General features: G+C 51.2%; 15 protein-coding genes. 9 read left to right on the top strand and 6 right to left on the bottom strand.

Features of this window, described 5'->3' with window-relative positions; translation table 11 throughout:
- Positions 1–340: 340 nt before the first annotated feature.
- The 4 genes from BZG78_RS04530 (at position 341) to BZG78_RS04515 (ending at position 7,135) form a co-directional block, all read left to right on the top strand.
- Positions 341–1,789, top strand: coding sequence for a sensor domain-containing diguanylate cyclase (locus BZG78_RS04530; protein ID WP_199877161.1), 1,449 nt, complete (start codon positions 341–343; stop codon positions 1,787–1,789).
- A 173-nt stretch (positions 1,790–1,962) separates the two neighbouring features.
- Complete coding sequence (gene imuA, locus BZG78_RS04525; protein WP_077660497.1) at positions 1,963–2,655, top strand: translesion DNA synthesis-associated protein ImuA; 693 nt, start codon at positions 1,963–1,965, stop codon at positions 2,653–2,655.
- Positions 2,655–4,058 carry a DNA polymerase Y family protein gene (locus tag BZG78_RS04520; RefSeq protein ID WP_077660496.1) on the top strand — a complete coding sequence of 468 codons (1,404 nt, stop codon included), beginning with the start codon at positions 2,655–2,657 and terminating at the stop codon, positions 4,056–4,058. Before imuA ends, BZG78_RS04520 begins: the two co-directional genes overlap by 1 nt.
- A gap of 11 nt (positions 4,059–4,069) precedes the next feature.
- A complete protein-coding gene (locus BZG78_RS04515; RefSeq protein ID WP_077660495.1) occupies positions 4,070–7,135 on the top strand; it encodes an error-prone DNA polymerase in 3,066 nt (1,021 codons plus the stop codon).
- Here BZG78_RS04515 and BZG78_RS04510 read toward each other — a convergent pair.
- The 4 genes from BZG78_RS04510 to BZG78_RS04495 all read right to left on the bottom strand — a co-directional run bounded on the left by BZG78_RS04510 (position 7,132) and on the right by BZG78_RS04495 (position 11,372).
- Positions 7,132–8,382, bottom strand: a complete 1,251-nt coding sequence (locus BZG78_RS04510; RefSeq protein WP_077660494.1) for a multifunctional CCA addition/repair protein — start codon at positions 8,380–8,382, stop codon at positions 7,132–7,134. The two genes, BZG78_RS04515 and BZG78_RS04510, sit on opposite strands and share 4 nt — an antisense overlap.
- Positions 8,383–8,664: 282 nt before the next feature.
- Complete coding sequence (locus BZG78_RS04505) at positions 8,665–9,279, bottom strand: TIGR04211 family SH3 domain-containing protein (protein ID WP_077576470.1); 615 nt, start codon at positions 9,277–9,279, stop codon at positions 8,665–8,667.
- A gap of 127 nt (positions 9,280–9,406) precedes the next feature.
- Positions 9,407–10,663, bottom strand: coding sequence for an inorganic phosphate transporter (locus BZG78_RS04500; protein ID WP_077576469.1), 1,257 nt, complete (start codon positions 10,661–10,663; stop codon positions 9,407–9,409).
- 28 nt (positions 10,664–10,691) lie between these two features.
- Complete coding sequence (locus BZG78_RS04495; protein ID WP_077660493.1) at positions 10,692–11,372, bottom strand: TIGR00153 family protein; 681 nt, start codon at positions 11,370–11,372, stop codon at positions 10,692–10,694.
- Between the two features lie 224 nt (positions 11,373–11,596).
- Here BZG78_RS04495 and BZG78_RS04490 point away from each other — a divergent pair, with 224 nt between their 5' ends.
- The 3 genes from BZG78_RS04490 to glnE all read left to right on the top strand — a co-directional run bounded on the left by BZG78_RS04490 (position 11,597) and on the right by glnE (position 18,050).
- Positions 11,597–13,120 carry an inorganic triphosphatase gene (locus BZG78_RS04490; protein ID WP_077459936.1) on the top strand — a complete coding sequence of 508 codons (1,524 nt, stop codon included), beginning with the start codon at positions 11,597–11,599 and terminating at the stop codon, positions 13,118–13,120.
- A gap of 372 nt (positions 13,121–13,492) precedes the next feature.
- Entirely contained in the window at positions 13,493–15,094 is a 1,602-nt protein-coding gene (locus tag BZG78_RS04485) for a methyl-accepting chemotaxis protein (RefSeq protein ID WP_077660492.1), read from the top strand.
- A gap of 97 nt (positions 15,095–15,191) precedes the next feature.
- Positions 15,192–18,050: a bifunctional [glutamate--ammonia ligase]-adenylyl-L-tyrosine phosphorylase/[glutamate--ammonia-ligase] adenylyltransferase gene (gene glnE / locus BZG78_RS04480; RefSeq protein WP_077660491.1), complete on the top strand. Its 2,859-nt coding sequence runs from the start codon at positions 15,192–15,194 to the stop codon at positions 18,048–18,050.
- A gap of 22 nt (positions 18,051–18,072) precedes the next feature.
- On the opposite strand, the gene lpxL is transcribed toward glnE, so the two are convergent.
- A complete protein-coding gene (gene lpxL / locus BZG78_RS04475) occupies positions 18,073–18,993 on the bottom strand; it encodes an LpxL/LpxP family Kdo(2)-lipid IV(A) lauroyl/palmitoleoyl acyltransferase (protein ID WP_077660490.1) in 921 nt (306 codons plus the stop codon).
- 197 nt (positions 18,994–19,190) lie between these two features.
- Here lpxL and hldE point away from each other — a divergent pair, with 197 nt between their 5' ends.
- Positions 19,191–20,618 carry a bifunctional D-glycero-beta-D-manno-heptose-7-phosphate kinase/D-glycero-beta-D-manno-heptose 1-phosphate adenylyltransferase HldE gene (hldE, locus tag BZG78_RS04470; RefSeq protein WP_077660489.1) on the top strand — a complete coding sequence of 476 codons (1,428 nt, stop codon included), beginning with the start codon at positions 19,191–19,193 and terminating at the stop codon, positions 20,616–20,618.
- 133 nt (positions 20,619–20,751) lie between these two features.
- On the opposite strand, the gene tolC is transcribed toward hldE, so the two are convergent.
- Positions 20,752–22,065 carry an outer membrane channel protein TolC gene (tolC, locus tag BZG78_RS04465; protein ID WP_077660488.1) on the bottom strand — a complete coding sequence of 438 codons (1,314 nt, stop codon included), beginning with the start codon at positions 22,063–22,065 and terminating at the stop codon, positions 20,752–20,754.
- A gap of 231 nt (positions 22,066–22,296) precedes the next feature.
- Here tolC and nudF point away from each other — a divergent pair, with 231 nt between their 5' ends.
- Positions 22,297–22,923 (top strand): ADP-ribose diphosphatase, encoded by a 627-nt coding sequence (nudF, locus tag BZG78_RS04460; protein ID WP_077660487.1) that lies wholly within the window; start codon positions 22,297–22,299, stop codon positions 22,921–22,923.
- The last annotated feature ends 53 nt before the right edge of the window (positions 22,924–22,976 follow it).

The following is a 22,976-nucleotide window of genomic DNA, read 5'->3' as shown; positions in this document are numbered from 1 at the left end:
CGATTAGAAGACTTAAAGCACGCGATCTGAATATCCAAGCCCCTTTCTCCATTTGGGCGCGTAAATTTACCACAACTACCGATTTAAATCATTACAACAGCATGACAGGTTAATGAGGGGGTAAGATATTTTTGTATTGATTACGCTTTCTGTTGACGCGCGCTCCTTTACCATACGACGTATTCCTTTTTGATTAGTTTCTATACCGTTAATGTCTAACTTGACATTATATGGTGTGATCTGGCTTCCAATTTGAACTGGATCATGCTTTTTTATTAAGTCTTTTGCGTTCTGTAAGAATTTATCTACCATCAAGACTCTTTTCATGGGCTGCCTAACAATGTTTGCGCGTATTTTACGGTTTTTGACAGGGATGCTGCTTATAGCCTGCACGTATGCAAGTACGTTTGCATGGGCTGACGACGCGTATCTGTCAGAAAAAAAAGACATACTAGTCGTTGCGCATTCGTCTGAATGGAAACCCTACAGCTACATACCGGGTAATGGCCAACCCAAAGGCTTATTGATTGATTTTTGGCAGGCTTACGCTAAATACAATCACGAATCGATTCAGTTTATGCTGCTCGACTGGGCTGACTCCCTTTCGTATATGAAAGAGGGAGGCAATCGCGTTCACGCGGGGTTACTCAAGTCTCCCGAACGTGAAGCCTATTTGGATTATGTGGCGCCTATCTTCAATACGAATGGGTCTTTATATGTGCAAAATCAGGCGGGACAAGTTAGTAAAGATCCATTAGCCGCAGACAAAGTGGTTGGCGTGGTGGCTGGCAGCTACGAATCTTGGTTTTTAGCTGAACATTATCCTAATGTGAAGCAAAGACGCTTTCGGCGTAATGAAACGTTATTTAGTGCCGCGCTCGATGGCGAAATCAGTGCACTCGTTGCCGATAGCCAAACCGCAAACTTTTATTTTTTGACGCAAGGTAAGCCGCTGGCGTTTGTTGCCGATCAAGTGCTGTATACGCGTCCGATTTATGCGGCGGTACCCAAAGGTAATCAAGCACTACTGAACGAGGTACGTGCCGGCATTGATAACATCCCCGCACAAGAGCTACTGCGTATTAAACAAAAATGGATTAATACCGAACGCGTCGAAGCCTATCCCACTTGGCTTATCCCGAGTGTCGCTCTTGCGGTGTTATTAGGCGCGGTGACCTATATTTTTATTCTAAAGCGTATGGTGTATAAGCGGACTGTTGCGCTGCGCCAAGCCAATTCACGTCTGCGAGAGTTTGCTAATACGGATCCTTTAACGCAGCTGTTAAACCGTCGTGGTTTAGACGCTTACTTTTCACGTCAAAAGCCCAAACTTAGCCGTCAGCAAGAAATGGGATTGATCCTGATTGATCTTGACCATTTCAAACAAGTCAACGATACCTACGGGCATATGCAAGGCGATAAAGTGTTGGTACACCTTGCCAGCTACCTAAAGCGATTAGTCAAAAAAGGCGCTGCAGCACGTCTGGGAGGCGAAGAGTTCTGTGTACTCTGTCCAACGCCAAATTTAGATGCCTTGATTGAAATAGCGAACCATATTCGCTGTGATGTGGCGGATAGTGTGTTTGAGTTTGACGGTGCTGAGATACGGGTAACGGTCAGTATCGGTGCAATCATTGCCAGTGATGTTACCGATGATATGGACGCGTTAGAGCTTGATGCTTTGATTCATGCGGCAGATGTGTTGATGTATCGCGCTAAGCACCGAGGACGTAACCAAGTAATGCTCGCCTCGTCTCAATCGGTGAAGACGCCTATTTCAGCGATGTAATCCCCTTAGCGCGTTATACCTTATCAGACACGACATCCCACCAAGAAAGTCGGCTCCTTTTTAGGGGGCGTTTTTTTATCAACCGGTTATAGAGCGTGCACTGGTTTTTTCTTTTTCTTTCTCTTGCAGCGCGACGAAAGTTAAATATACTGTATATATATACAGGTATTTTAATGATGAAAACGCTCGAACAATTAGCCCAACAACACGGCCTATGGCGTGCTAGTCAGCGTCCGCTAATGGCTGAGTTACCCGATAAGCAAGCGACCGGTTATGCTGCGTTTGATCAGCGTCTGGGTGGGATCCCTACGCCAGGGGTTACGGATATCATCAGTGATTTTGGCGTTGGTGAGCTGCGGTTAGTATTGCCTGCGCTGTATCGCGCCACCGGTAAAGAGATCGCCTGGATCCGTCCTCCGGTCGGCATTAATGCGGCAATGTTGCATCAGCAAGGTTATCCAACAGAAAACACCTTGCTAGTGTATCCCGATAGCGATCAACATGCGCTGTGGGCAGCCGAGCAAGCGGCGCGCAGTGGTGCGTGTCAGGCGGTAGTGTTATGGCCATCTTCGATCACGATTGGGCAAGTAAAACGCTTAAAACTGGCGGGCGAACATGGTCAATGTGCGGTGGTGTTGTTGCGCCGTCAGCAATCGTATTCATTGAGCTTGCCTGTTGATTTAAGTGTGGCGCTGGCCCCTTCTGCGTGTGGCGTGACAGTCACGGTGCGCTATTGTCGCGGCCAATGGCCACCGGCCCCGTTTACCCTCGATTGGCGCGAGCAATGGTCCGCTTTGGTGACTTGGCCGAGCAGCGCAGATAATTTGCTCGCCTTTCCCTCACGGCAACAGCGGGAGCAAGCGTGATGACTCTGTGGCTGTACCTGCATTGCCCGAGCTTGTTGTTAGATAGCCTCTATGTGCCGTCACCTGAGCAGGCAGTGGGGCTGGTCAACGAGCAAGAAGGCCGTTTAGTGCAGCTCTCTGTGGCGGCTAACACACACGGTCTGAATACCGGTATGGGATTAGGGGCGGCGGCAGTTAACTGTCATCAGCTTGCGGTCTATCCTTATTGCGCGAAAAAAGAGCAGTCGGCCCTTGAGCAGATCGCCACACAGCTTTATCCGTTGGTCGCGGAAATCAGCCTTAATCCGCCTAAAGGTTTATGGCTACACGTGTCACCGATGTTAGCGCTATATCAAGGGTTTCCCCCTCTATGGCAGGCAGTGACTCAAACATTGGTTGAAAATGGCATCCGTTATCAGGCTGGTGTGGGCCAAACGCCACGTGCCGCCGAGCTTATGGCGTATGGCCACGCGGGCAAGATCAGCACCGACCCCGAACATTTGCAGGCAGCGTTGCAGCAATTGCCGTTGGCCGCAGCGCCTTTACCGGACACGGTGAAAACCCAGTTCACGCGTCTAGGCCTCTCTCAGTTAGGTGAGCTTATCGCCTTGCCCACCGCTTCGCTGACGCGACGTTTTCCCCGCACAGTGGTGGATTATCTTGCCGAAGTGAGTGGCGATAAGCCGACGCCACTGCGTTATTTTCAGCCACCGCTGCAATTTTTTCAGCAGCGGGTCTTGTTGTTCGAGCTTAGTGAGCAAGCCCATTTATTGCCCATTATCGAGAATCTCGTCTCGGCACTGTGCCACTTTCTTGAGCAGCGTAGTGCCTGCACGCCTGCGCTGACGTTGGGGTTTAGCTTGCGTGATAATCGCGAAGAAACCCTTTCCGTGGTGGCCGCGCATGGTGAGAAAGACCCCGATCGCTGGATGGCGTTGGTGCGTTTACGCCTGGCGTCATGGCAAGTAAGCCAGCCAGTAACGGCGGTGAGTGTGGCTGCCACGCACATCGATTGCCACCAACCCGGCCAAGTGGATCTGTTTAGCCCGCAGCAAGGTGATCAAAGCCGCGATGAGTTGGTTGCGACTCTGGCGGCCCGATTAGGGGAGGAGGCGGTCATGCGGTTAGCGTATGTGGTTCATCACCGTCCCGAGGCCGCGAGTCAGCACCTACCGCATCATCAACGCGTTACTCAGCCAACGTCGGTGCCGACGCGCCCGCGTCCAAGTTTATTATTGCCGCAGCCTACGCCACTGGTGGGTAAGGTCACCTTACGTGAAGGGCCGGAGCGGATTGTCACGGGCTGGTGGGAAGATGCGCCTATCCAGCGCGATTACTTTATTGCTCAAAACGCTCAGCAACAATGGCTATGGGTATTTCGCACGCCAGAGCAAACTTGGTTTTTACACGGTTGGTTTAGTTAGACGGTGAAGCGATGAGTACGTATGCCGAGCTGGTATGTTGCAGCAATTTCTCCTTTCTTGAGGGCGCCTCACACCCGGAAGAGCTGGTGGCGCAAGCGGCGGCATTGGGCTATCAAGCGCTCGCGATCACCGATGAATGCTCGGTCGCAGGCGTGGTGCGTGCGTATCAAGCTCAGCGTGATTATCCGCAGCTTTCGCTGATCATTGGCAGTCGCTTTCGTCTGCACGCGTTAGATGTTGTTCTACTGTGTCCCACCCAAGCGGCTTACCAAGAGCTGTGTCGGATTATCACCAATGCGCGGCGGCGCAGTCACAAAGGCGATTACCAGCTGAGCGAGTGGGATCTGATGTCGATACGTCATGGCTTGGTGCTATGGCTACCCAGTGGCGCGGAGAGTGATCATCATTGGGCGACGTGGCTGCTGCGTTATCATGCTGAGCGCTTGTACCTGGCTGTGCGCCGCGATTTAGCAGAACACGATCATCCGTATCTGGCGCACTGTCGCATGCTGGCAAGCCAGTATCAACTTTGTGTGACAGCGTGTGGTGATGTGCAGATGCATCACCCTGAGCGACTAGCATTACATCATACTTTAACCGCGATTTGGCATCGTCAGCCTGTGGCTGAATTGGGGCAGACTTTATTGCCCAATGCAGAGCGGGCTTTACGCCCGCTATCTAAGTTACAGACTCTATTCCCACCCGAGTGGCTAGCGGAAAGTGCCAAGATTGCCGCTCAGTGTCAGTTCTCCTTGGCGAGCCTCAAATACAGCTACCCCAAAGAAGTGGTGCCAACCGGCGAGTCTGCGATGGCGTATCTGCGTGACGCGGTCAAGCAAGGCGCACAGCAGCGTTTCCCCAAGGGGGTACCCAGTGACGTGGGAGCCATCATTGAAAAAGAGCTCGCGCTTATCGAGGCGCTCGATTACCCGTATTACTTTTTGACCATTTACGATCTGGTGCGCTTTGCTCAATCGCGTGGGATCTTATACCAAGGACGCGGCTCGGCGGCGAACTCGGTGGTGTGTTATTGCTTAGGGATCACCGCGGTGGATCCGTGCAAAGTCGATGTGCTGTTTGAGCGCTTTATTAGCAAAGAGCGCGACGAGCCGCCGGATATTGATGTCGACTTTGAGCACCAGCGCCGTGAAGAAGTGATCCAGTATTTGTATCAAAAATATGGCCGTGAGCGGACTGCCTTAGCGGCAACCGTGATCCGTTATCGGCTTAAAAGTGCACTGCGTGATGTGGGCAAAGCGTTGGCGATCCCCGCTAGCCAGATTGATTTTTTTATTCAAAACCTCAATCGGCGCGATAAAACTCAGCCTTGGACGCAGCAACTTCAACAGTTGGGCCTGGATCCTAAAAGCGCGAAAAGCCAACAATGGCTGTCGCTTACCCAGACATTGATCGGCTTTCCGCGCCACCTTTCTCAGCATGTCGGTGGCTTTGTGATTGCAGATGGGCCTTTGTATGAGTTGGTGCCGGTGGAAAATGCGGCGATGGCAGAGCGGACGGTGATCCAGTGGGATAAAGACGATCTGGAAACACTGCATCTGATGAAAGTCGACGTACTGGCGCTGGGTATGCTCACCGCGATTCGACGTACCTTTGATTTGATTGCCCAAACCGGTGGCCCTCGCTTGAGTTTGGCGGCGATCACTCAACAAGGCGATGATCCGGCGGTGTTTGCGCGCATTCAGAACGCCGATACCGTAGGGGTATTTCAAATTGAGTCACGGGCACAAATGAGTATGCTACCGCGGCTCAAACCGGCTTGTTATTATGATTTGGTGATCCAAATTGCCATTGTCCGCCCCGGCCCGATTCAAGGTGACATGGTGCATCCGTATTTAAAGCGCCGTGATGGGGAAGAAGTGGTGAGCTACCCGTCCAAAGCGGTTGAGCAAGTGCTGGCGCGTACGCTTGGAGTGCCCATTTTTCAAGAGCAGGTGATCAAACTGGCGATGGTGGCAGCCGGTTTTTCTGGTGGCGAAGCGGATCAGCTGCGTCGTGCGATGGCCGCATGGAAGAAAAAGGGTGGACTGGCGCCGTTTCGCGACAAATTGATTATTGGGATGACCGCGCGTGGCTATCGCGTCGACTTTGCCGAGCAGCTTTACCGGCAAATCTGTGGTTTTGGTGATTATGGTTTCCCAGAAAGCCACTCGGCGTCGTTTGCGGTCTTGGCCTATGTATCGGCGTGGCTGAAGCATTATTATCCCGCCGCGTTTTATACCGCCTTGCTCAATAGCCAGCCGATGGGGTTTTACTCGCCGTCACAACTGATGCAAGATGCCACGCGCCATCAGGTACCCGTGTTGCCGGTTTGTGTGCAACACTCGGGGGAGGATCATTGCTTAGAAAAGGTCGACGATCACTGGGGCGTGCGGCTGGGATTGCGATTAGTCAAAGGGTTGAGTGCGGCGGCGATAGACCGATTGCTGGTCCATCGTCCAGAGTCGGGGTTTGCGTCTTTGTCGGCACTGCAAGAAATTAACCTTGACCGCGATGCCTATCAAGCCCTAGCCAGCAGTGGCGCATTGGCGGCGCTGGCTGGCAATCGCTATCAGGCGCGCTGGGCACTGATGGATCAGCAGCGGCAACTGCCGCTACTGGCCACCAGTGACGATGAGGTTGTCTTGCCTCATTCGCCTTCCCAATGGCAGAACGTGATTGAAGATTATGCGTCCATGGGGCTGTCGCTCACCGATCATCCTATTCGTTTGATGGCGCAAGCCGGCACGCTGGGCCGTTTTACCCGCGGCGTTGAATTATCACAGTGTGCGCCGCAAAGCTGGGTCGCGGTGGCGGGCGTGGTGACGGGCAAGCAATCACCAGGTACCGCCAGTGGTGTAACCTTTGTCACCTTGGAAGATGATACCGGCAATATTAATGTGGTGGTCTGGGCGGGGACGGCACGGGCGCAATCCCGTGCTTTTATGCAAGCCAAGGTGTTGAAAGTGCATGGCATTGTCGAGCGTCAGGGCGAGGTGGTGCATGTAATTGCCGGTAAGTTGATTGACCTTACCCCTAAGCTCACCACCTTGTCGGTCACGTCGCGTGAGTTTCGTTAATAGGGTGTGCCCGCGATTTGCTGATCGCTTGGCGCAGCGCATGCCGCAATCGCCTGAATACGTTGGCGATGAAGCTCATCACGAATCGCTGCCCCTTTAAAGCCAGCGTCGACAATCGGCTTTACATCGACGTTCTCGGCACAGGCAAAGCGCTCACGTAAGGCATCGGCTTGCGGGTAATGATAATTTTCACGTCCCTTGCGGCCACGAACATCGGCTAAACATGCCAAGGCCAATTGCTCAACCCGTTCAGGTTTTCGCCACGCATCAATTTGATTAAATAATGCCACCCAATGCTCGGGGCTGAGTTGATCGCATTTATGGATCTTAGAGTGATGTGCACTGACTACCAAGGCTAAATCTCTGCATTGATTGGGGATTTTAAGCCGCTCGCACAGATCTTTTATCACCGGCAGCCCACGATCGCCATGGCCGCGATGGCCGGGCAAGATGGAGGAAGGGGTGAGGGCTTTACCGAGATCATGGACTTGTGCAGCAAAGCGAATGCATTTGTCATCGGTCAACGAGGCGGCATAACGGCTGACCATTTCAGTGTGGATGCCGGTATCGATCTCAGGGTGCCAGTTGGCAGGATTCGGCACGCCGTACAGGGCGTCGATTTCAGGAATTACTACCGCAAGTGCACCACAATCGCGCAGCACAGCAAGAAACACATCGGGACGATCACTGCCAAGCGCTTTCTCCCACTCCCGCCAAACTCGCTCTGGGGTGAGGTGGGCAAGTTCGCCGTTGGCGACCATCGTTTTCATCAGCGCCAATGTATCGTCGGCAATGGTGAAGCCGAGAGGCGCAAAGCGGGCAGCAAATCGTGCCACACGTAGCACCCGCAATGGATCTTCGCTAAAGGCGGGCGAGACATGACGTAACATCCGGTTGTGCAAATCTTGCTGACCGCCATAAGGGTCAATCAAGGTGCCATCTTCATCTTGGGCAATGGCGTTTATAGTGAGATCACGCCGCTGAAGATCGGCCTCTAACGAGATATCTGGCGAAAAGTCACACACAAAACCTGTGTAGCCTTGGCCCGATTTACGCTCTGTGCGTGCTAATGCGTACTCTTCATGCGTTTCTGGATGCAAAAAGACTGGGAAGTCTTGGCCAACTTGTTGATAGCCTGAGGCTTGCATTTGCTTCACTGTCGCGCCCACCACGACCCAATCTTTGTCCGTGACCGGTAAACTTAACAACGCATCGCGTACCGCGCCGCCGACAAGATAGTGTTTCACACAAAGCTCCTTGGTTGCAGAAAGTGAAGAAACAGCAAAGATGCTGAGTCATACCTTCATAGAAGTATACATATAGCGTAGCAGCACGCCCACCGTGTGCTGATAATGGTTATCGTTGGATGGCTAATCGTTAGCTAGCCAACGAAAGATGGGGTTGCTCATCAACGACGGGATTGCTTATCAACGACGGGATAGAAAAAACGCGGGATAAAACGTAAACGATATAAACGTGGCGATCTAAATAAAATAGGCTGCAAACGCAGCCTATTTATCGGAGATTGATTATGCCCAGCCGTCACGGCGACGTTTTTTACGTGGGATAAGATGTGGCAGCACAAGGCCAAACAGTAAGCCGCCGCCGGCCACCATGCCGCCGTAGGTGAACCAGCGCATTAATAAGTCATCTTTTTGCGTATCAATTTTTGCACGCAAAGCACGAATTTCATTTTGTGCATCAATCAGCTTTTTATTGAGTTCGCTGCTGTGTGTTTCTAGCTTCTCGATTTGCGCATTACGCTTTTTAAGCGACTCAACCAACCCTTTTTGTTGTGCTTTGGCATCATCCTGTGCACTCGATAAGGCTGTTTTTACTTTTTTGAGCTCGGCTTCAAGCGCAGGTACACGTTCTTTCAAGCCAGGTTGAGTAGTGACGAAGTCACTTTTCACCCAGCCTTTACGGCCGCGACTATCGACAATTTGCGAATAGCCCGCATTTTGGTCGCGCTTGAGTACAGTGATTTTATCGCCCGCATCAACACTGCCGATAATGCGATATTGTGTACCAGGGCCAGAGTGCATATAGGTAAATAATTCATCAGAAATATAGTTCTCCGCCATGGCTTGCGGCGCGGTGACGAGAACGAATAGCAATATGAGAGCAGAATACAGGTGTTTCACGTCTGGGGTCCTTTGCATTATTCAGTGTGGGACACATCGGCTTTGCTAGGCATAGTGCCATAGGCTAAAAAGAAAGGGGAGCCATGCCCCCCTTTTTTTAACCGTGATTTGACATCGCTGCCGACTGTTAGGCAAAGAAGGTGATCATTACTTGGTAAAAGATCACAGCTAATAAAGCGCCTGCTGGAAGCGTGATGAGCCACGAGGCAACAATATTGCGCACCACGCCGAGGTTGAGTGCGGCAATGCCTCTGGCAAATCCAACGCCGAGAACGCCACCGACTAATGTTTGCGTGGTCGAAATCGGTAAGCCTGTTCCCGAGGCTAAAACGACTGTGCTCGCGGTGGCTAATTGCGCGGCAAATCCGCGGCTTGGTGTGAGTTCTGTTATTCCTGAGCCAACGGTCGCCATGACACGATGCCCCAAGGTCGCAAGGCCGATGACAATGCCGGCACCGCCCATCGGAAGAATCCACCAAGCAATGTGTGCTTTTTCTGCCACAGTACCGAGGTTTTGCACGGTCGCGACAATCGCTGAAAGGGGACCAATGGCATTGGCAACGTCGTTTGAGCCATGCGCGAAGGCCATGGCACACGCCGTGACGACCATGAGTAAGCTGAATATCCGCTCAACGCCTTGAAAACCTTGGCTCTCATCGCCGCGATATTTTCTAGAGATGTAATACACGCCAAAAAACATCACCAGTGCAGACAAGACAATTGACGCACTGACTGACTCTAACGTGGTCAAATGCAAGCCAACATGCTTGAGCCCTTTTTTAATGGTCACCATCGCAATAATAAACGCGGTGAGGAACATATAAATGGGGACAAAACGTTTTGCATTGAGTACGGGGCGGTCAGTGTCAAAAATGAGGCGCTGGGCGCTAAGAAAAATAAAGTAGGCAAAAAGACCGGAGATAAAGGGGGTGATCACCCAACTGCCAACGATACCTTGGACGGTATGCCAATCGACGGCCTCAGAGCCAACCGATAGGCAAGCAAAGCCAATGATCGCGCCAATTATCGAATGGGTGGTGGAGACTGGCCAGCCCATATAGGAGGCAAGGAGCAGCCAAGTACCCGCCGCGAGCAGAGCGGACATCATGCCAAAGACCAATTCTAACGGTTGATCGGCATAGAGACTGGTATCGATAACACCTTTTCTAATGGTATCTGTGACTTCACCGCCAGCTAAATAAGCGCCGGCAAATTCAAAAATCATGGCAACAATAATGGCTTGCTTGATGGTTAGCGCTTTAGAGCCCACAGACGTGCCCATTGCGTTGGCGACATCATTGGCACCAATACCAATTGCCATTAAAAAACCAAAAGCCGCGGCGACCATAATAAGAATGGTCCCGTGATTCATCAGGATTTCCATTGTAATACCTTGTTGTTACATCACTCGGTTAGGAACGGGAAAGCATGACCTCTAAGCGCGCACCGACACGTTGCGCTTGATCAGCAATTTCGCCGACCCACTCGAGGATTTTGTACAAGAACATGACGTCGACAGGATTGTATTCCTGTTCCACCGCCATCAATGCCTGGCGAAGCTGGATTTGCATTGAGTCAGTATCATCTTCAATCACATCCAACTGATGAATCATTTCGGCCACTAAGGTGACTTCGCGTCCTTTAAATCCAGTCTCAAGCAGTTCTTCGAGCTCATTAATCACCCGACGTGCTTGAGCGGCTGCATCTAGGCACCGTTGTACATAAGCAATGAAAGCGGTATTCATTGTTGGGGGCATACGAAGCTGGCGGCCGATCACTCGGCCGGCAATATCTTTGGATAAGTTTGCCAATTTGTCTTGCTGAGTCAGTAACTCGAGCATGTCCGTTCGATCAACGGGCATAAACAAACCGCGGGGCAACTTGAGTCGGATATTGCGCTTCAGGGTGTCAGCATCTTTCTCTATCTCAGAGATTTGGTGACGGAGTTGATTCGCCTTTTCCCAATCTTGCTGTTCGCAAGCATGGAAAAACGGGATCAGTAGCTCACAGCAATCATTGACACGATTGACGTGGCGTTGCAGAGGTTTTATAGGGCTTTTTGCGAATAGCCCAACAATTGTATTGACTGGCATAGCCGTAATCTACCTGGTTGCCTCACGCCCAAAGGGCAAAGAGTGGAGGCTAAACGTTCAACGATGGTATATCGGAGCGGCGAATGGTAGCGCAGAACATTGGCTAAAGAAACAGCTTTTGTGATCTATGCCGCAGTGCGTTTGATCAAGACTGGTGGTTATAGTCCTTGCCGACAAGATCAATTGTTCATATCCTTGTCAGGCAATTGGCTATAGGTACCCGTATGGACACTGAGATAGAGCTCAAATTTTTTGTCTCTTCTGACTTTCCTCATCGCATCCGCGATAAGATTGTCAGTGTAAAGCAGCTACAGCAAAGCCAGCGTGAGCTGGGCAACATCTACTTCGATACGCCAGATTTTACCCTACGCGAACACGATATCGGTTTGCGTGTGCGTTGTTTTGATGGTGTTTATATTCAAACGCTCAAAACCGCTGGCCGGGTGGTAGCTGGGCTGCATCAGCGCCCAGAATACAACGCTGAGCTTAATGGACCTGAGCCCGACCTTTCTTTGATCCCGGTCGATGCATGGCCTGATAGTGTCAATATTGATGCACTGAGTCAGTCGATTCAGCCGCTCTTTTCCACCGACTTTGTCCGCCAACAGTGGCTCTTAGCCACTGACGACGGGAGTCAAATAGAGTTAGCCAGCGATCAGGGTGAAGTCTCCACCGAAGCCGGTGATAAAGATGTGATTTCTGAGGTCGAGTTAGAGCTTATTTCGGGTCAAACCGATGCCTTATTTTCATTGGCGCGCAACCTTGCCGATGAGGGAGGACTGCGACTGGGAAATTTGAGTAAAGCCGCGCGAGGCTACCGCTTAGCCACTGGCTATCAAGGCGATCCGGTCAAAGCGCTGTCTATCGTCAAACTGAGCGCCGACGATACGCAAGAGAAAGCGCTCATTCGAATTCTTGAGCACGCGCTCAGCCACTGGCATTACCACGAACAAATCTACATAGAGCGAGAATCGCTCGATGCGCTGCAGGAAATTCGCTACGCGGTATTACTGATCCGCCAAGCCTTCGTTCTATTCGGCAGCGTGTTGCCGAGACGAGCGAGCACATTATTGCGTCAAGAGTTGCAATGGTTTGATGGCGAACTCGCTTGGCTGGATGATGCGTGGGCGAATGCACGCTTGTGTGAAGATAAGGGCCAATACCTGCGCAAACTCAATGCCCGAAAAATGATGGTCAAAACGCTGAAAGCTGAGCAAACTCAGTTGCCGGAGCGCGAGGATATCGTGGCGTTACTTCATACCTCTCGCTACTGCAATCTGTTGCTTGATTTAAGTCGTTGGATTCTCTCGAAAGGTTGGCAGCCGTTTTTAGATGAAAAAGCAGCGGATAAATTAGCGCAACCGATTCAAACCCTGGCCGATAAGGCATTACCTGAATCTTGGCATGAGCTCCTTGATGCCTTTGACGAGAGTAAGACACTGACAAGGCATGAGTATTTTGATCAGTATCCACGTCTGCAACGCAACTTGGTGTTAGGGACCTGCTTGGCGTCACTCTTTGATAAAAGTCGCCGTAAAGCGTTCCGACTGCCTTGGCTAGATTTACTGCAAGGTATAGAGGAACTTCGGCTACTTGAGCCAGTACGCGATTTAGTTGCAGCGATTGACGATGACGACGATAAGCAACAAGCGGAAAAGTGGTTAGCGAGAAAAGAAGAATCACTTTTTCATGCGATGACGCAAAGCCGTCAAACAGGCTTACGCCTCACGCCTTATTGGCAAGAATAAGCGACGCTAAAAAGTGTAAGAGAATAAGTAGAAGCAGCCAGATGGCTGCTTTTTTTAACCGAATCGATTATGCAAATAAGATGTGTCTGTATGCATCACCATGGCGCCTTTGGTCTCGACGTTGACTCGGTAAAAACCCAGTCAAGATCAATCTATGTTGATGGCTTTTGCGTTATAAACGGTTTACGCGTCACATGATAATTTGACTAAGTTATCATTATGGGCAATGTTTGTGGTTAAATTTCACAAATACGGTAAACAAGGATTCAGCCTGCGTGGTGTTTGTCGATATAACATCATCTAGTATCAATAATCGCCCGTTTGTTTGGGTCACTCAGTTGGCTTGATAGCGGTCATGGAGCTTTCAGGATTATGGCTAAACATACCTTCTATGCGTGGGAAAAACCCGTTACCAATCTGCGCTTGATTCCAAAACTCGTGATTCTTATGGTCTTTAGTACCATTATTTTGGTCGGTAAGCAGATGTGGGACGCCAATACATTTCGCCAATCCGTCATTGATTTCACCTTAAGCCAGACCCAAGAACTTGCCCGTTCCAGTGCCGCAATGACTGGCACATTAATCGAGCAACCGGACGGAGAGCGTCTGATGCGAGAGACGGTCGACACCATGAACAATGAGTTCAGTGAAGGCGCGTATTTATTTTTAGTCAATGGCGAGACGCGTCAGATTTGGGCGCACCCCTCCATGAGACAATTTGATCAATTGCGTGTGCCGGATGACACCTCAGGCGCTGATATTACTGAGCTTTTTATCAATCAGTCACAGCCGTTCAGTTACACCGTCTATGATGGCGGGCGACATGGGTATGCCGTGCCTGTAGGCAACAGCGACTGGTGGTTAGTGGCCTCGCAACCCACATCTGAAGCGCAAGCGTATTACCAAGATTATATCATCAAAGTGGCGTGGCAGACTGCGGTAATGATTGTGTCTTTTATGGTGATCTTGCTGGGTGGATCTAACATCATGCTGCGCCAAATCAACTACCTGACCGATAGGATTCGTGCGTTGGCGAATCGCGATTTGAGTGAGCCGATTGAAATGAATAGCCAAGACGAGTTTGGCGATCTTGCGCGCGAGCTGGAAACGTCTCGTCGGCAATTGGTCGACGTGATTCAAGCGCAGCGACAAGCGTCAGACGATCTGTCGTCTCTGGCCGAGATCATGACCATCAGCATGTCGGAAACCAAAGAATCGTCGAAAGAGCAGTTCGATGAAATGGATCAACTGGCGTCAGCCATGAGTGAAATGAGCGCCACCGTGCAAACGGTCGCAGAGCATACCCGAGAAGCAGCTAAGGCGACTGAAAGCTCCAGTCAGCAAGCCAGCAGTGGCCAAGCGCATGTTAGCACCACCATTAATACCATCAATGCGCTGTCAAATGACATTAGTGAGTCATCACAAGTCGTCGGTCAGGTCGACGCGCAAGTGGAGAAAATTGGTACTGTGGTGGTGACCATTCAAGGTATCTCAGAGCAAACCAATCTATTGGCGCTTAACGCCGCGATTGAAGCTGCCCGGGCGGGGGATACAGGACGCGGCTTTGCGGTTGTGGCGGATGAAGTACGTAAGCTGGCACAACATACCCAAGAAGCGACGGTTGAAATTCAAGATATGATCACCCAACTGCAGCAAAGTGCACAAAAAGCGGTGGGACTGATGGATCGCAGTGTGACGGAGGCGAGTGCCGGGGTAGACTCGGTGAGTCAGGCAGGTGGCGAGTTAGAGCAAATTGTTACTCAAATCCAATCACTGAATGATATGAACTTCCAAATTGCCTCGTCGGCAGAGCAACAAGCCTCGGTGGCCGGTGAAATGAATCAAAACCTCACCAATGTTAAAGACTTGGTTCAGGCCTCAGTGACGGTGGCGAGCGAGCTGCATGAAACGGCTGAAATGGTCGAGCAGAGTGCTCAGTCACTGAAAGATAAGATCGATGCCTTTAAAGTGTAATCGTTGTCCCTTCACGTCCCGATAAAGATAACGGCTCACTGCATTAGTGAGCCGTTTTTGTTAGTGTCAAATGAAGGAATTATCAAAAGGAATGCCCATGGTGCTGTCTGACTCCCTTTCCGCCAACCTGAATCAACATTGGACACAATTGGCTGAATTCGCCCCCCAAGCACTTGACCAATGGCAAGGATCCGCCCGCGACCAGCTGGAAAAGGCATTGGTATGCAGCGATTTTATTGCCTCTGCGCTCACGCACACTGACGGATTGTTGCAATGGCTTTATCAACATCACCGCGATGTATCACGCGAGGCTTGCTATCAGCCAGAACTGACGGCAGCGCTTGAGACGGTGAATGATGAGCATGAATTCCATCGTCAACTACGTTTGTGTCGGCAACGTGAACTTGTGTGGATTGCTTGGCGCGATATTCATCAGCAGTGGCCAGTAGAGGCGAGTTTACAGCATTTATCGGCCTTGGCTGAGGCGCAGATCCTCAGTGCTTATCACTGGTTATATCAGCGTTGTTGCTATGATTGGGGCACGCCAATGAGCCCAGATGGCGACCCTCAGCCTATGTTGATACTCGGGATGGGGAAATTGGGAGGCGGTGAGCTCAATTTTTCTTCCGATATCGATTTGATTTTTACCTATCCCGAAAATGGAGATACTCAGGGAGCAAGGCGCAGTATCGCCAATGCCCAATTCTTTACGCGACTGGGTCAAAGGCTGATAAAAGCGCTCGACCAGCCTACCGTCGATGGTTTTTGCTATCGCGTTGATATGCGATTGCGCCCATTTGGCGACAGTGGGCCTTTGGTGATGAGCTTTTCTGCATTGGAAGATTACTACCAAGAACAAGGGCGTGATTGGGAGCGTTACGCCATGGTCAAAGCACGGGTGATGGGCAAAGAGCAATACGACTGTTATCAAACGCTTAGACAAATGCTGCGTCCTTTTGTCTTTCGACGCTATATCGATTTTAGCGCGATACAAGCTTTAAGGCGGATGAAGCAGTTAATTCAACGAGAAGTACGTCGGCGTGGACTGACGGATAATATTAAACTGGGTGCGGGTGGCATTCGAGAAATTGAATTTATTGCACAATCTTTCCAATTAATTCGTGGGGGGCGAGAGCCCAGCTTGCGTCAACGTGGCTTACTGGAAACTTTGGATGCGATAGAAGAACTGGCGTTACTGCCAGCCGCTGAAGTCAGTCAGTTAAAAGCGGCCTACTGCTATTTGCGTCGGGTCGAGAACTTATTGCAGGCCATTGATGACAAACAAACGCAGACCTTGCCCGATAACGCGCTTGATCGGGATCGTCTCTCCTTCGCCATGGGGAGCAAAGATTGGGCGAGTTTACACGCGGAGATCGCGCGGCACATGCAGGCGGTCAATCAGGTTTTCTCTGGCTTAATTGGCGAAGATGAACAAGATAACGACATGGATGTTGATAGTGAGTATCACGATCTATGGGCGATGGCGCGCGATGTCGACAACGCTAAATTGATCCTCACAGGGTTGGATGTGCCGGAGACCAATATTGCTGAGCAATTATTAACGTTTAAGCAGGAGCTGGCGAAACGGACCGTTGGCCCACGTGGCCGTGAGGTGGTCAATCGTCTGATGCCGGTGTTGTTAAGTAAATTATTAACCTTGCCTGAGCCTCAACAGGTTCTGCCGCACATTACCCATTTATTATTAAATATTGCCACTCGGACAACGTATTTAGAGTTATTAGATGAACATCCGGGGGCGATTGATCAAGTCCTTCGGCTTTGTACCGCCAGTCCCATGGTAGCGGAAAAGCTGGCACGCTATCCCTTATTGCTCGACGAGCTGTTGGATCTGACCCACTTGTATCAACCTCTTGCGCCTGATGCGTATCGCAGCGAATTGCGCGATTATCTGGCACGGATCCCGGTTGAGGACATGGAGCAGCAGATGGAGGCCGTACGTCAGTTCAAGCAAGTGCAACTATTAAAAATTGCCGCCGCAGATATTGCCGGTGTCTTACCGGTGATGCGGGTCAGTGATCATTTGACTTACTTGGCCGAGGCGATTGTAGAGGCGGTGGTCAATCAGGCCTGGCACCAGATGGTGGAAAAATATGGCCAACCGACACACTTAGGCGAGCGAGAGGGACGTGGCTTTGCGGTGATTGGTTACGGCAAGTTAGGGGGCTGGGAGCTGGGTTACAATTCCGATCTCGACGTGGTTTTTCTCCATGACTGCCCGGCGGATGTTGAGACTGATGGGCGAAAAGTGATTGATGGCCGGCAATTTTATCTGCGTTTGGCGCAGCGCATTGTGCATCTTTTCTCCACCCGAACTCCGTCTGGGATTTTGTATGAAATCGACACGCGCCTTCGCCCATCAGGTACCTCAGGGATGCTGGTGAGCACGTTAGAGGCCTACGCGGATTATCAACAAAACGAAGCCTGGACGTGGGAGCACCAAGCGTTAGTTCGCGCGCGGATGATCGACGGCGATCCCGACCTTGAGTCTGGGTTCGCGCAGGTGCGGCATCGCATTTTATCGGCCTCGCGCGATCAGGACATATTGCGCGAGCAAGTCAGTGGTATGCGTGAAAAAATGCGTCAGCATAAAGCGACGCGTGATCATACTGTCTTTTCGATCAAGCAAGATAGCGGCGGGATCACTGACATTGAGTTTTTGGCTCAATACCTGGTGCTCGGCAACAGTGCCACACAACCTGCGTTAACCCGTTACAGCGATAACGCACGTATTTTTGAGCAAGCTGGCGAGCTTGGCGTGATGACGATGGCACAAGCAGAGCGCCTGAAATCGGCGTATACCCGCATGCGCAATGCATTGCATCGTAGCCACTTGGCCGGAGAGAGTGGCAAGGTCGAAGCCAGTGCATTCCTCGACGAACGCGATGCCGTGATGCAAGCTTGGCAACAATGGCTAGCGACAGAAAAGGCGTCGTAAATCAGCGATCCGCGTGCGATGCTCAATAAAGCGATGGCTCGCCCTCAGGGCGTGTTTTAAAGCGTCGGTGTAACCACATATATTGCTCCGGCGCTTGTAGGATTAACTGCTCAACCGCGCGATTGGTGACAACGGCAGCCGCATCGGCGTCCTTGGGAAAGTCCTGCAGCGGAGAATGGATGGTTATCCGGTACTGACCACCGCGTCGATCTCTCACAATCGAAAACGGTACCACAGCAGCGTGACCGGCTTGCGCGAGTAAGCTCGTCCCTGTGGTCGTACACGCTTTCTCAACGGCGAATAATGGCGCAAAGGTTGAACGGCGTCGGCCGTAGTCATGATCCGGTGCATACCACATCCTATCGCCTTGCTTGAGATGATGAATCATGGCTTTAACGTTTTTCCTGTCGATGGCCCAGTTGTGCCGAGTACGGCCACGGTGCTGGAACCAATCATAAACAGGGTTATTGTTAGGACGGTACACACCCACGCCAGGAGTGACCTCACCTAAGGCTCGCGCACCCAACTCTAAGTTCATCGAGTGCACAGCGATAACGAGTACCCCTTGCCCCTGATTTTCTAGGTGTTTAAGTTGGTCTAGGCCTTCATAGACCACATGTTTTTTGATGCGCCAAGAGGGCCAAAACCATGCCATACAGGTTTCAAAAAGGGCTAAGCCAGAGTTGGCGAAGTTTTCTTTCACCATTGCTTGGCGCGAGGCGGGGCTCATTTCAGGAAAACACAACGCCAGATTACGATCGGCGATCTTCACACGCCGTTTCATCAGCGTATGCATCAGTCGACCTAATCCGCGCCCCGCGTAAAACTGAACGCGATAGGGAAGCCAGCTGGCTAGGTACATCAGCCCCACACCGAGCCAAGTGTGAAGATAGCGAGGGTGAAGAAATCCAATGTGAAATTTAGGCGGTGAAAAATCGCTCATAGTGTCAATGACTCGTGAAAACAAAAATGAAACCAGCCGTCAGGCAGGCGCCACATTGTAGAGTAAATTGCAGGGGCTGTCCCGTGCTTGTCTGCCAGATGGATGTCGAGATTGTGCGCAGCGCACGCCTGTACGCGCCCCATTTGGTTTTTGGCTATGCTACTATCGCTCGGTAACGACAGTATTCGGAGATCCAGATGAAACTCAGCCTGCCTAATTATAACCAAGCCAATGTTCTGGTCGTCGGTGATGTGATGCTTGACCGCTATTGGTATGGCCCCACCGGACGTATATCACCAGAAGCCCCCGTGCCAGTGGTCAAAATTAATCAAACGGAAGAGCGCCCTGGCGGGGCTGCCAACGTGGCGATGAACATCGCTGCTTTAGGGGGACATACCCAGTTAATTGGCTTAACAGGCAAGGATGAGCAAGCGGATGCGCTGACCCAAACCTTGGACTCTTTAAACGTCAATTGTGACTTTGTGGCGCTGGACTCGCATCCGACGATCACTAAGTTACGGGTGATGAGCCGCAATCAGCAGCTGATCCGGCTCGATTTCGAAGAGGGATTTGCGGGCGTGGATCTCACCCCGATGCTCGTAAAAGTGAAAGCGGCCTTACCCAAGGCGCAGGCGATGATCTTATCGGATTATGCCAAAGGCGCATTGGCGCAGGTGCAGTCACTGATCCAAGCCGCCAATCAAGCCGGCGTGACCACCTTGGTGGATCCCAAAGGGACGGATTTCGAGCGCTATCGTGGCGCCAGTCTGCTTACGCCAAACCTGACAGAGTTTGAAGCCGTGGCTGGTACGGTGACAGACGATCAAAGCTTGGAAGAAAAAGGCTTAGCGTTGATTGAACACTATGAGCTTGGCGCGTTGTTGGTCACCCGCAGTGAGCACGGTATGACCTTGCTTCGTCCTGATGCCGCCCCACTTAACCTGCCGACACTAGCAAAAGAAGTGTATGACGTCACCGGCGCCGGCGATACCGTCATTTCGGTGCTGGCGGCCTCGTTAGCTGCCGGCAAACCGATCGAACACGCATGTGCACTGGCCAATGCCGCTGCCGGTGTGGTGGTCGGCAAGCTCGGCACCTCAACGCTATCAACCATTGAGTTAACCGAAGCCATACACGGCTCGCACGAGTCCGGCTTTGGGGTCACCACAGAATCGCAACTGATCGAAGCGGTTAAGGTGGCGCAAGGACGGGGTGAGAAAGTGGTGATGACCAATGGCTGCTTTGATATTTTGCACGCCGGTCATGTTGCCTATTTAAACGAAGCCGCTAAATTGGGCGATCGCCTGATTGTCGCGGTTAATACTGATGCGTCGGTACAAGGTTTAAAAGGACCAGGTCGCCCGGTGAATCCCACCGATCGACGCATGGCAGTCTTGGCGGGGCTTGGCGCTGTGGATTGGGTGGTACCCTTTGGCGAAGAAACGCCTGCGCGCCTGATTAGTGCGGTGTTACCGGATTTATTGGTGAAAGGCGGCGACTATCAGGTCAGTGAAATAGCCGGAGCTGAAGCGGTGCTTGCTAATGGCGGTGAGGTCAAGGTGCTTAACTTCGAAGAAGGATGCTCAACGACTGAGATCATTGAATCGATTCGTCGCGGGCAATAACCTTGTTCCCGGTATAAATAAGGTCAGCGATCAACGCAACGGCCGGACGAGCCAGCTGGGATAATGCGATAAAAAGATTATGCGATCAAAAAAAAGGTGCCGATGTGGCACCTTTTTTTATTCAACGCATGGACTAGTCTTGTTTCACCAGCCCTTGGTTAATATCGAGCAAGTCTTGCTCAGACAAGGTGCCTGTCGCTTGGCGTAAGCGTAAATGGCTAAGAATATAGTCGTAGCGCGCATTGGAGAGATTACGGTTGGCGTCATACAAACGTCGTGTCGCGTCTAACACATCGACAATGGTACGGGTGCCCACTTCAAAGCCGGCTTCTGTCGCTTCTAATGCAGAGCGAGCTGAAATCACCGTTTGTTCATAAGCACGCAGCGCGCCAATCGAAGCATTAATGTCGTTATAGAACGCGCGCACATCTTTTACCGTGCTGCGGTATTTGGCTTCCAGACTTTGTGACGCGGCTACATACTCATACTGCGCCTTTTCCACATTAGCCGAGGTGCTGCCACCGGTGAAGAGCGGTAAGCTAAAATCAAGGCTGGCAGAGCCTTGATTGTAATCAGTGGAATAAAAATCATCGTGCTGATTATCCCTATCCGTCATCCCGTATTTGGCGCTAAACGTCAACGTAGGCAGATGACCGGTTTTGGCGAGCCTAATCTGCTCTTTGGCGGTGTCACGCGCAATGCGGTTGGCCAGCAGTTGCAGATTTTTCTCTTCTGCGGTCTTCACCAAAGCAGCGGGTTGCTGTTGCGGGTTGCTGGCACTAAAACGCGCTTTATCGAGTACGCGTAAGTCTCTCGGCGCTTGGCCGGTGATCTCACGTAAGCCTTCATAGCTGTTGGTGAGGGCGTTTTCTGCCAAGATCTCATCGGCGAGCACAGCGTCATACTGCGCTTGAGCGTCGTGCACATCGGTAATCGCCGACAAGCCAACTTCAAAACGTTGCTTGGTTTGCTCAAGCTGACGGCCCACCGCCGCTTTTTCTGCTTGAATAAACTCAAGCTTGTCCATCGCACGTAGGACATCAAAATACGCTTGCGCCACGCGCAGCATCAACCCTTGTTGCTGGGCAGCATAGGCGGCATCCAGTTGACGCGCTTGCATTTCGCTAATATCCAGATTCACCCAGCTATCACGCTTAAATACTTGTTGGCTAAGGCTGATATCGGCGGAAGTGACATCGTTATCACTTTTATCGTCGCTGTCATTGCGTTGGATCGCGTAACTGGCGTTAAGTGCAATTTGAGGCAGCAAGGTGCCGCGGGTAGCATCCACGGCGGAAAACGCCGCGTCACGTTCAGCGGCCGCTTGATTAAGAGTGGGATCGCTTTGCTTCGCTTGTTGGTAAATTTGGGCGAGATCATCGGCAAAGGCTGCATTGCTTACGCTGCCGAGTGCCAAACCTAACGCCAGAGGGAGCAATTTTTTCATAGATAGAATCCCTGAATCTGTGCTATTCGATAAATATACAGTTACTAGCTTAACGCAATTATGCTTGCGTGAAACTGACAATTTGTGAGGACATTGAGTGTAAACTATCCAATTTGTAAATGGGACTTAAAAATAGTTGTAACTTTTATCAAAAAAGTTAAGTTTAAAGTTTGCAGTGAATCAGGGCCAGTGATAAGACTGCGCCGCGACAGCCTATCATAAGGAGCTAGCATGTCAGACCATCCGCCCGGACAATTTGGTCGCGACGATATCGTGATTGAAGATATCTCACCACTTTATCAAGGCTTCTTTTCTATTCAACGCTATCAGTTTCGTCATCGTCTATTTGAGGGCGGCTGGAGCGGTGCGGTGGTACGAGAGCTGTTTGAGCGTGGTCACGCCGTCGCGGTATTGCCGTATGATCCAGGGCGAGATGAGGTGGTCATGCTTGAGCAAATCCGCGTCGGGGCGATGGCAGCGGGTGCGACGCCGTGGCAGTTAGAAATTGTCGCGGGCATGATCGATAGCGATGAATCGCCAGAGCAAGTGGCACACCGTGAAGCGCGAGAAGAAGCTGGATTGTTGTTGCAGCAAATGGAACATGTCACTCGTTATTTATCCAGCTCCGGTGGGTGCTCTGAGCAACTCGATGTATTTGTTGCCATTGTGGATGCTAGTGATGCCGAGGGGATTCATGGCCTAGACACTGAGAATGAAGACATTCTTGTTCATCGTTTTTCTCGAGAGCAGGCGTATCAAAAAGTGGTCGATGGTGAAATTGAGAATGCAGCCTCGATCATTGCTTTACAATGGTTGGAACTCAATGCGGCGAGATTGCGTCAGAGTTATAATCGTTAAACGTGATTTTTGCACAAGCGACGAGTCGTCACGGCGATGATCGTTAAAACCGA

This window comes from Salinivibrio sp. MA351, assembly GCF_001996065.1.
GTDB classification, from domain to species: domain Bacteria; phylum Pseudomonadota; class Gammaproteobacteria; order Enterobacterales; family Vibrionaceae; genus Salinivibrio; species Salinivibrio costicola.
Note: the sequence above shows the minus strand (reverse complement) of the source record. Positions and strands in the feature narration are given on the sequence as shown.

Excerpts from the sequence above, each read along its gene's own strand:
- BZG78_RS04490 (WP_077459936.1), top strand. The coding sequence starts at position 11,597 with ATGGACACTGAGATAGAGCTCAAATTTTTTGTCTCTTCTGACTTTCCT.
- BZG78_RS04530 (WP_199877161.1), top strand. The coding sequence starts at position 341 with ATGTTTGCGCGTATTTTACGGTTTTTGACAGGGATGCTGCTTATAGCC.
- lpxL (WP_077660490.1), bottom strand. The coding sequence starts at position 18,993 with ATGAGCGATTTTTCACCGCCTAAATTTCACATTGGATTTCTTCACCCT.
- tolC (WP_077660488.1), bottom strand. The coding sequence starts at position 22,065 with ATGAAAAAATTGCTCCCTCTGGCGTTAGGTTTGGCACTCGGCAGCGTA.
- BZG78_RS04485 (WP_077660492.1), top strand. The coding sequence starts at position 13,493 with ATGGCTAAACATACCTTCTATGCGTGGGAAAAACCCGTTACCAATCTG.
- BZG78_RS04500 (WP_077576469.1), bottom strand. The coding sequence starts at position 10,663 with ATGGAAATCCTGATGAATCACGGGACCATTCTTATTATGGTCGCCGCG.
- imuA (WP_077660497.1), top strand. The coding sequence starts at position 1,963 with ATGATGAAAACGCTCGAACAATTAGCCCAACAACACGGCCTATGGCGT.
- hldE (WP_077660489.1), top strand. The coding sequence starts at position 19,191 with ATGAAACTCAGCCTGCCTAATTATAACCAAGCCAATGTTCTGGTCGTC.
- glnE (WP_077660491.1), top strand. The coding sequence starts at position 15,192 with ATGGTGCTGTCTGACTCCCTTTCCGCCAACCTGAATCAACATTGGACA.
- BZG78_RS04495 (WP_077660493.1), bottom strand. The coding sequence starts at position 11,372 with ATGCCAGTCAATACAATTGTTGGGCTATTCGCAAAAAGCCCTATAAAA.
- nudF (WP_077660487.1), top strand. The coding sequence starts at position 22,297 with ATGTCAGACCATCCGCCCGGACAATTTGGTCGCGACGATATCGTGATT.
- BZG78_RS04515 (WP_077660495.1), top strand. The coding sequence starts at position 4,070 with ATGAGTACGTATGCCGAGCTGGTATGTTGCAGCAATTTCTCCTTTCTT.
- BZG78_RS04520 (WP_077660496.1), top strand. The coding sequence starts at position 2,655 with ATGACTCTGTGGCTGTACCTGCATTGCCCGAGCTTGTTGTTAGATAGC.